Annotated in this window: 10 protein-coding genes; 5 read left to right on the top strand and 5 right to left on the bottom strand. The window is 56.7% G+C overall.

What is annotated here, in order from left to right; genetic code table 11:
• Window positions 1-21: 21 nt before the first annotated feature.
• The 5 genes from rbfA to AMR42_RS00150 form a co-directional block, all read right to left on the bottom strand.
• Window positions 22-537: a 30S ribosome-binding factor RbfA gene (gene rbfA, locus AMR42_RS00170; protein WP_099531455.1), complete on the bottom strand. Its 516-nt coding sequence runs from the start codon at window positions 535-537 to the stop codon at window positions 22-24.
• 82 nt (window positions 538-619) lie between these two features.
• Window positions 620-826, bottom strand: a complete 207-nt coding sequence (locus AMR42_RS00165; RefSeq protein WP_099531454.1) for a DUF751 family protein — start codon at window positions 824-826, stop codon at window positions 620-622.
• A gap of 213 nt (window positions 827-1,039) precedes the next feature.
• The gene (locus AMR42_RS00160; RefSeq protein ID WP_234406415.1) at window positions 1,040-2,011 is read right to left on the bottom strand and encodes an NAD(P)H-dependent glycerol-3-phosphate dehydrogenase; all 972 of its coding nucleotides are present in this window, start codon (window positions 2,009-2,011) and stop codon (window positions 1,040-1,042) included.
• A gap of 58 nt (window positions 2,012-2,069) precedes the next feature.
• On the bottom strand, window positions 2,070-2,621 hold the full coding sequence (locus AMR42_RS00155; protein WP_099531453.1) for a hypothetical protein: 552 nt from the start codon (window positions 2,619-2,621) through the stop codon (window positions 2,070-2,072).
• Window positions 2,622-2,842: 221 nt separating this feature from the next.
• Window positions 2,843-3,292, bottom strand: coding sequence for a tellurite resistance TerB family protein (locus tag AMR42_RS00150; RefSeq protein WP_099531452.1), 450 nt, complete (start codon window positions 3,290-3,292; stop codon window positions 2,843-2,845).
• Window positions 3,293-3,603: 311 nt separating this feature from the next.
• On the opposite strand from AMR42_RS00150, the gene AMR42_RS00145 reads away from it, so the two are divergent.
• The 5 genes from AMR42_RS00145 (at window position 3,604) to AMR42_RS00125 (ending at window position 9,367) form a co-directional block, all read left to right on the top strand.
• Complete coding sequence (locus tag AMR42_RS00145; protein ID WP_099531451.1) at window positions 3,604-4,587, top strand: alpha-ketoacid dehydrogenase subunit beta; 984 nt, start codon at window positions 3,604-3,606, stop codon at window positions 4,585-4,587.
• 304 nt (window positions 4,588-4,891) lie between these two features.
• Window positions 4,892-5,362, top strand: coding sequence for a hypothetical protein (locus AMR42_RS00140; protein WP_143472866.1), 471 nt, complete (start codon window positions 4,892-4,894; stop codon window positions 5,360-5,362).
• Window positions 5,325-6,863, top strand: coding sequence for a hypothetical protein (locus AMR42_RS00135; RefSeq protein WP_099531449.1), 1,539 nt, complete (start codon window positions 5,325-5,327; stop codon window positions 6,861-6,863). Before AMR42_RS00140 ends, AMR42_RS00135 begins: the two co-directional genes overlap by 38 nt.
• A 63-nt stretch (window positions 6,864-6,926) precedes the next feature.
• Window positions 6,927-8,633 carry a DUF935 family protein gene (locus tag AMR42_RS00130; RefSeq protein WP_099531448.1) on the top strand — a complete coding sequence of 569 codons (1,707 nt, stop codon included), beginning with the start codon at window positions 6,927-6,929 and terminating at the stop codon, window positions 8,631-8,633.
• The gene (locus tag AMR42_RS00125; protein ID WP_099531447.1) at window positions 8,633-9,367 is read left to right on the top strand and encodes a phage tail protein I; all 735 of its coding nucleotides are present in this window, start codon (window positions 8,633-8,635) and stop codon (window positions 9,365-9,367) included. Before AMR42_RS00130 ends, AMR42_RS00125 begins: the two co-directional genes overlap by 1 nt.
• Window positions 9,368-9,456 lie beyond the last annotated feature (89 nt).

Raw genomic sequence — 9,456 nt, 5'->3', positions numbered from 1 at the left:
TCCTAATTGAATGTACTATAGTTAATTTTTAACATCCAACTCTTCATCGTCGAACTCGTCTTCAAATTCGTCGTCCAGTTCATCATCGAATTCATCATCTAGACCGTCATCTAGTTCATCGTCAACTAAGGCTGCATCGGCCCCATTTTGGTGATCCGTCTCCAAGTCTAGGGGATGTTCTTTGCGGTGTTGTTCAAGCTGTTCCAAAAGACTGAGAACGCGGCTTCCCCGCTCGATCGAACTATCTTCGATAAAAATCACTTCCGGGGTTCGTCGCAGCCGCACCCGCTGCCCCAACTCACTGCGCACATAGCCAGTAGCCGATCGTAAACCAGCCATGGCGGCTTCGCGAGCTTCCGTCGTGCCATAGACACTGACAAAAATCTTGGCATGTTGCAAATCGCCGGACACATCCACATCGGTAACGCTGACCATCCCCAGCCCCACCCGATCGTCCTTGATATCATTCATCAGCATCTGGCTGACTTCGCGCCGAATCATTTCCGCCACCCGCGCGACTCGCCGGTTTGTAGCCATTGCTCAATTCTCCAAAAATGCAGTCGAAATGCCGCGAAAACGCTGGCCGTTAAATTTTGCCGCTGAATTTTGCCGTTGAATTTTATTGAACTTCCGCCAAGCCCAACATGGCCCGCAGCGTGAAGAACACAAATCCCAAGGCAGAGGCAAATAAGCAGCCCACGGCAATGGCCGATCGCCGATCTTTCATTAATCCCGTAAAGGGCGAAAGCAGTGTGAGCACCACGCCCAGGCTGAAGCTAATGAGAAAGCGGGGATAGCGTAAAACGTTATTCAAAAAGTCTTGCATGGGAATTTCAACGGTGATTTCAACCGGCGAGGGAAAGGCGATCGCCTGGGCAAGGGGCGTTGAGTTGGGAAACGCCGGCCCTGGAAGCCATGAGCCAATCCTTATTTTACGGGCAATTTGGCGAGTGCTTGGCGGGGCGATCGGTTGGCTTGTGGGACTTGGGCTGAGCTAGGGCTGAACTGGGGCTGAGTTGGAGATTCACGGGCCGCTGGCTCAGAGTAGCTCGTCTTCAAATTCTTGCTTGAGGTCGCGATCGATCAAGGCGCGCACGGCCTGCTGTGGCGTGATTTGGCCATGCAGCAGGCGATGGACTTGACGGGCGATCGGGACGGGAATTTGTTGCTCGCGGGCAATGGCCACCAACACCTCCACGGTGTTGATCCCCTCCACGGTGCTGTGAATTTCCGCCAGGACGCGATCGAGGGGTTTCCCTTGGGCCAGCCCATAGCCCACCTGGTAATTACGCGAGAGCGCACTGTTGCAGGTGGCCAGCAAGTCGCCCAAGCCCGCCAGCCCAAAGAATGTTTCCGCTTGGGCCCCCAAATGCGTGCCAATCCGAATCATTTCCGGCAGGGCCCGGGTCAGGAGGGCCGCCTTGGCGTTGGTTCCCAATTGCAGACCGTCACAAACTCCCGCCGCGATCGCCATTACGTTCTTGAGGGTTCCGCCCAATTCCGTCCCGATCGGGTCGAGGTTGGCATAAACCCGCAACACATTAGAGGCAAAAAGCCGCTGGGCTGCTTCGGCCGCCCCTTGGTCATAGCTGGCCACCACCGTCGCGGCCGGCAACCCATGTTCAATTTCCTGGGAGAGATTGGGCCCCGACAACACCACGATCGGGTTTTGGGGAAAAGCCGAATGCCACATCTGAGAAGGCGTTTGGTGGCTTTGGGCATCCAGCCCCTTGGTGGCGGTGATCAACACCGTGGAGGGGGGCATCTCCGTGGCCGCTAACCGGGCGATCGAGTCGCTTACCCCCTTCATCGACACCGCCGACAGGACAAAGTTGGCTCCCCCGATCGCCTCCGCCAGACTCTCGGGACTTCGCCGCGACCACAGCCGCACGATCGCCTGGGGATTTTGCCGCGCCAGCCGGGCCAAGGCCGCTCCCCAAACGCCCGCACCAATGATGGCGATCGTGACGGGAGCCATATCCACCCGATCGCCCCTTGCCGTGTTGATCATCACTCCTCCTCTCGCTCCTGTACCGATCCCTCGCTGGATCGATCGCGCCGTTGGTTCTTCAAGGGAACAAGCCGCGCCGTTTGCGAGCCTCCATGGCCCGTTCCAACATGCCCAGCAGGCCGGGGGCCTCTTCCTGGAGGGCCAACAACAGCCGCTCCCCAGCCTCCTCATCGTTTGGGTCTAGCCCTGTTTCCATAACGGCCATCAGGCGCGGCATGGCGAAATCATCAACAATTTGAATCAGCCCCACCAAACAGCGGTTAAATTGTTTTTCCGTGAGGGGAGCATCTTCCAGGGGAAATTCAATGATGGCTCGAATTTCTCCATCGGAGGGGTCATATTCCCACTGGAGCATTTTGGTTTCCCAGGAAATGCTCAGCATGGTTTGCAAAATGGCGGCTTTGTGAGGGTGGTTTTGAATGCCGCTGATGACCTGGGGCGCAAACAGCTTGAAAAAACGCCCTTCTTCTTCGAGCTGCACCACCAATTGAAAGTCATCGAGGTTGTCGGCCTGAACGGCGGTGACAATCCACGATCGCTCGTGGTCAATGTCGTAGGTCCAACCCCGGTGATCGAGGTAGCTGGCAATTTGTTCTAAAGTCGCGCCCATTGAGGAACGTTGGAGATTGCATTTCGGTGCAAAGCCAGCCTAGCAAACGGTGCTCCCCAAACGAGCTTTTGGGGGAATCTTTCTGGGGCGGTGGTCAATTGCTCCGTTGATTAGCCCTCGGATTCGCCCTCAAAAACTGCTGTGCTTCTAGGGTGGCCTATCCCCGATCGCGATTCTTGGGCTGCTGACCTGCCGGCCTCAGCCTTGGCCGCGATGTTTGCTTAGCCGCGATTTTTGATGGTCATGGCGGTGATCAACAACTCAGCGGTTTGGGGGGAAATGGCGAGGGCGCTGGCCAGTTCCGTGAGAAATTCTTGCTCGGAAGCATCCAAGGTTCCGTCGGTGAGGGTCATGTCGGCGGCTACGGCGTAGGCGGTTTCGCGCAGGTCTTCGGGCAAGGCCACTTGGGCCCCTTGAAACAGTGCATCGGGCCCTTGGGATTGCATGATGCCCAAGAGTTTGTCGATCATTTTGGCCATGTGCTCTTCGTCAAAGCGCTTGAACAGTTGCATTCGGTAGAGACTGTCACGAAGGGTGCGCACTTCTTCATCGGTGGCGTAACCGTCGGCGGCCATGGCAATCACCAAAATCGCCGCAAACGCCTCGGGCGAAGACAGGGTGATCGTCCCGTCGGGAGTTGCTTTCCGAAACACGCTGTCGAGTAGGCCCATAGTGAATCCGTCCTTAAAAAGTCAAAACCCTAAAAATCAAAACCCTAGCGAGCGCGGGGTTTGGGGTGCGCTTTGCGGTGGCGCGATTTCGCGATCTACGGTGGCGCGGTTTGCAGTGCGCGTTGCCTCGTATTGTGGCTTGGTTTCTGTGGGTTGGGGGCGATCGTTAAGGTTGATTTTTGAACAAACCGTGACGGGATTTGGGGCCCCACGGCCGGAGTTAGGCGCGATCGGGCGCAACCTTGGCGGTACAATAAACCCCGCTGAGCCAACCTTGATTCAACTTCCACAACGAATTCCACAACAAACCGATGGCAGAAACGATTTTCTTCAACGCCCTTCGTGAAGCAACCGACGAAGAAATGGCCCGTGACCCTCGGGTGTTGGTGATGGGAGAAGATGTGGGTCACTATGGCGGCTCCTACAAGGTCACCAAGGATTTGTATAAGAAATACGGCGATCTGCGGTTGCTGGATACCCCGATCGCGGAAAACAGCTTTACGGGAATGGCCGTGGGTGCGGCCATGACGGGTCTTCGCCCGATCGTGGAAGGCATGAACATGGGCTTTTTGTTGCTGGCCTTTAACCAAATTTCCAACAACGCTGGGATGCTGCGCTACACCTCCGGCGGTAATTTCACGATTCCGATGGTGATCCGGGGCCCCGGCGGGGTGGGTCGCCAGTTGGGGGCAGAACATTCCCAGCGCCTAGAGGCCTATTTCCAGGCGGTTCCGGGGTTGAAGATTGTGGCTTGCTCCACGCCTTACAACGCTAAGGGTCTGTTGAAGTCGGCGATTCGTGACAACAACCCGGTGCTGTTCTTTGAGCATGTGCTGCTCTACAACCTGAAGGAAGATCTGCCGGACGAAGAATATCTGTTGCCGCTGGACAAGGCGGAAATGGTGCGATCGGGCGAAGACATCACGATCGTCACCTACTCCCGGATGCGCCACCACGTGATGCAGGCGGTGAAAACCCTGGAGAAGGAAGGGATCGATCCGGAAGTGATTGACCTGATTTCCCTGAAGCCGTTGGATATGGCCACGATCGCCGCTTCGGTGCGCAAGACCCATCGGGTGCTGATTGTGGAGGAATGCATGAAGACGGGCGGCATTGCGGCAGAATTGACGGCCCAAATCATTGAACAATGCTTTGATGATTTGGATGCGCCGCCGGTACGGTTGTCTTCGCAGGACATTCCCACGCCCTATAACGGGATGCTGGAGAATCTGACGATCGTGCAGCCGGCCCAAATTGTGGAAGCCACGAAGAAACTGTTGGACAACCGCATTTAGTTAGGAACGCTGCGCCGAATAGCACTGGTCGCACGACGGTTATTCGGGTTACTCACGACCGGTTCTTGGGGTGGGTTAACCCGAGGGGGCTACCGGCGTAACGAGATCGTTGAGGGCGAGGCGTTTTGGGCTGGTTGTTCAATCGCCCAAATCGCTCAATCGCCCAAAACCCTGATGTCACCGTGGCGATCTTGTGGACTACATGTTGGGGGTATTAAACACCCCATCCCAGTTTTTCTGAGAAAGACAGAACCGGGATGGGGTGTAGCTTTTGAGGATTGCGCTGAATCGTGATGCTCGAATAATGCTCAAAGCTGTCACGGTTAACGGGATTGAGCTTGGCTTGACCGGCACAATACCGAATATGTCGCTCGATCCCGCCATCGTTGATCAAGTTTATTGCCTGCTGGGCCAGCTTAAGACCCGTGGGCAAATCGTGCGGCATTTGCAGACTTACCACGGGATTGGCCGTGAGTTGGCGGGCGAGTATTGGCGGGCCGCCGTGGTTCAATGTCGAGAGGATTTTGAGGGGAGCCTTGAAGACGTGCGCTCATGGATCACCAATGGCTTGATCCAGGCGATCCAAGGCGCGACCGATTCGGAGCGATGGGAAGCGGTCTTTAAAGGCTACGACCTGCTGGCGCGGGTGCAAGGCGTGACCTACTCCTATTCGGACATGATCAAGGAGCTGAGCAGCAACGGGTACAGCGTCACCCAATTAGAAATTCCAGGATTGCATGGCCAGCTATCAGCAGACCCTCACGCCCAAGGCTGAATTGATCCTCATCAAGAATGCCCAGAAGGCAGGGGCGATCACCGGACGGGACTGGACGGACTGCGACCCGGTGGTGTTCTTTCGAGATGCGCTTGGGGTTGAACTGACTCCAGACCAGCGGGATATTGTCGATCACGTCATCGCCCGACCCGTCACCCTCGTGCCGTCTTCCCACGGTCAAGGTAAGACATGGATCGCCGCGATGCTCTTGCTCTGGGGCGTGTTCTGTTGGCGCGGGCTGGTGATTTCCACGGCCCCAACCGCTCGGCAGATGAAGGAATTGCTCTGGCGCTACGTTCGGAAAGCGTGGGACGAACACCGTTCGGTCTTGGGTGGCGAGCGTGGTCAGACCTTCCTGCGATTGGATGAAACCGCCCAAGCGTATGGGTTTTCGAGTTCGGACACCTCAGACAGCACGTTTCAAGGCATCCACGCCCCAAGGCTGCTGATCATCGCTGATGAAGCTTGTGGAATCAGCCCGGACGTGTGGACGGGGATGGTGTCGTGCTTGACGGACTTGGACAATAACCGGCTGCTGGCCATCGGCAACCCGACCCGCTCCCAAACGCCATTCGCTCTCGCCTGTGGCAAAAACCCGCGTGATGTGATTCGGTTGGCAGCATGGCGGCATCCGAACGTGGCTCCCTTCTACCAGCTCGACTCGGACGGGGTGCATCGACTCAAACCGGGATTTCCCGTTGACCCTACAGAATTGGCCAAGTTGCCAGCCGCTATCCCCGGTGCGATCACCCCAGCATGGATCGAAGCGCGGCGGGCTGAATGGGGTGAGTCGTCCCCCCGATGGCAAGCTCGGATCGAGGCCACATTCCCAACGGACGTGGCCCAATCGGTCATCCCCCGTCAGCTTTTGGTAGCAGCACGGGCCCGGTACGACGCGAACCCGTCGACATGGCACGAGCCAAGGGCAGTCAGCCGGTTCGGACTGGACGTGGGGGATGGTGGTGATGATTCGGCTATGAGTGAATGGCGCGGGTCGCTGTTGGTCAAGGTAGATTCGCTGCCGGGTAAAGGGGATTGGGAAGATGTGCCCAGAGCCGCCCAATGGCTAGCCCGTCAGATTCCGAAAGGCGCGGCCGTGGCGGTTGACCGATCGGGTGTTGGGGCGGGTGCGCTCGGAAACCTACGACGGGATGGGGTGTCGGCTTGCCCGTTCGATTGGGGCGGCGCGGCAACCGACCCGGTGCAATTCCTGAATGCCAAAGCCGAACAGTTTTGGCGACTACGGATGGCATTTGAAAAGGGTGAGGCTGCTATCGCGCCATTGGGTGATGTTGAGGATCAGTTGTTTGAAGAGATGAGCGCGGTGTGGTGGGAGTTGACCCCAAACGACAAGATCCGAATCGAGCCAAAGGAGAAGACCAAGGCGCGGTTGGGCCGATCGCCGAACCTGGCTGATGCGACGGTTGGCGGGTTCAGCGCACCGCGATCAACGGGGCGGATCGTTGCGGGTGTGCGTCCGTGGGGATTGTCCGGGTTTTGAAGTTAACCACCACCATCCCACCCCATCCGCCACGATGGAAGCATCCGAGACCTGTTGCCACCCATGCCCCAAGGATTAACCACGCCCAATCGAATTGCTGGATACGAGAACGACCCAAGATATTGGCTCCCGTCCGGCGAAATTCCGATTGAAGATTTGTTATTACGAAATATCCTCGGTTCGGATATCTCAAAATATGATGAAATCCTTAAAGACCCGAACGCTTTAGCGTGTCTTCAAAACCGAATCGGTGCAACACTATCGCGAGAAGTTCGGGTGGTTCCCGCGTCTGAAAAACGAGCGGATAAAAAAGCAGCCGACTTGGTTTCTGAGCAGCTTTTAGGTGTTCGTTGGGCGGGATCGAAACGAGAATCGGGCGCACCTTCCAGTGTCAACTTCGATCAGTTTTGCTCATCTTTAATGATGGCAATTCTCAGAGGATTCCAGGCGGTAGAGGTCTCATGGCAGAAGGGGCGATCCGGTTGGCAGATTGCGGGGTTCACTCCCATTCCGTCACGCCGGATTAAATTCGAGTTGGTGACAAAAGACACGCCGCGAAATGCTGTCACCCACATGGGATATGCCGTTAAGATTCTGACGCGCGATAAGCCATTCCGAGGGGAGTTTATCACCACGCCCTATCGAATCCTGGTTTACACATTTGATATCGGCGGCGGCTCCAATCCTTACGGGTTAGGGTTAGGCTCTGTCCTTTGGTGGTATTGCCAATTTAAGAAGGATTGCCTTAAGGATTGGTTGGTTGCAGTTAGTCGAGCCACGGCTTTGATTAGGGCAGCATTCCCCGCTGGCGTGGGTGAGGGGCATCCCGTGTATGAAGAGGTTAAATCATTTCTTGAGTATTTCGCCCCTGAACATCACCTGATAGCTCCCGATGGCGTGGTGATCGACTTTCTGGAATCAGCACGAAATGATCGAGACATTCAGCACACGATGTGTGAATTTCTCGACAATCAGATCGCCCGCGTCATCGGTGGTCAGACCGCTTTAACCAATCAGCAATCGGGCGGTGGCTCCCGCGCTCGGGACGAAGTCGCCGAACGGGTGGCGATGAAGCTAGCCAAGTCCGATTCGGACGCTTTGAGCGGTGCGGCGTTGAACACTCTGGCTGAATGGATCACGCGACTAAATCTCCCATCATCCCAAGCCCCAACGATTTGGCGTGACTTCGATGATGTCGAGAACCTGACGGAACGGGCTGACCGCGACCAGAAGTTAGCGGCGGCAACCGGACGGAAGTTAGACCCGGATTACGTTACGGAAATTTACGGGACGGTGTTCGCGGAACCTGAGCCGGTCGATCCCATCCCGCCCGATCCGAATGCCGATCGGACTAATCCCGAACCACCCAATCCCGAACCCCCTGCATTCAGCTTGACCGGCAAATACGATTCGATGTTTGACGCGGCCAATGTCGAGCTTTTGCAGGCAGAACAGAAACGGCGTGGTGAGGTTTGGAACTCAATTCAGGGTGCGCCGTATGTCCGGTATGTCCGGGTGCGAGAGGTGCAAAACCCGCGCGAAACCCACACGGCGATGGAGGGCAAAGTTTTCCCGAACGATGCCACCTTCTGGTCAAAAGCTTGCCCGCCATCGGCCTTTTACTGCGGCCACTCCCTAGAGCCGGTTGGCGCTGACTACGACGGGGAAATCACGCCCTTGCCCCAAGATGCTGAGACCCTACGGCATTTGATCGAATGGGAAAGTTACGACGAAACGAATCGGAAATACTTCGAGTTGGGTGGTGATTGATGAATCCAATTCAGCCATCGATTGCTCAAGATGACCGGACGCAAGCGCTTTGGAAGTTGATCGCGGCATACGCCGATCTGCCCTACTCGAACGCCCTGGTCTACGACTTTGACCGGGTGACGGCCACGGCCATTCCAAGCCTGATCACCCAACTCAGTGCTTCCGAGTTCGTCGTTCCCGAGATGACGGAATCTGAGTACCGGGAACTGCTTTGGCGGTCAATCGAGTTGCATCGCACCAAAGGAACCCCGTTTGCAGTGAAGCGGGCCCTTGGGGTCTTAGGGATTTCCAGCGTGGTCATCTCCGAATGGTGGCAATCCATCCCACGCCGTCAAGTCCACACCTTCAGGGTCGCGATCGATGGCGAGGGATTGCCATCGGGTGATCCGCGATTTGATGTATCCGACCCAGCATTTTGGGCCAAGGCCTATCAGTTGATCGAAGCCGCCAAGCCAGCCCGGTCGGGTTTTGAATTAGCCATTGCAACCCGTCCACAGTTGGGCCCGGCTCGGATCGCGGCATCCAAAAGAGGGACGGTGATCGCCAGGGTTAACGCCGGGATTCCCCGCCCAAAGGCAACAATCAGGGCAGCGGCCGGCAAACGACTAACCGCTAGGCTCACGGTCTCGACTCCTAAGATCCCAACCGTGGTCTCGACTCAATCGGGATTGCGGTTGGGTTTCCAGGGCGGCGGCCGGCTTGCTCTCGATTTGCCCGTGACGGGGGTTCCTTAATGCCAGACCAATTCGATATCACCGTCTCCGATCTTGAGACCCTACCCGGCGCTGACCTTCAAGATGGCGACCGGCTTTTGGTGTCGCGT

It is taken from the genome of Limnothrix sp. PR1529 (assembly GCF_002742025.1).
Lineage (GTDB): Bacteria > Cyanobacteriota > Cyanobacteriia > CACIAM-69d > CACIAM-69d > CACIAM-69d.
This window is presented reverse-complemented; position numbering and strand designations above follow the sequence as displayed.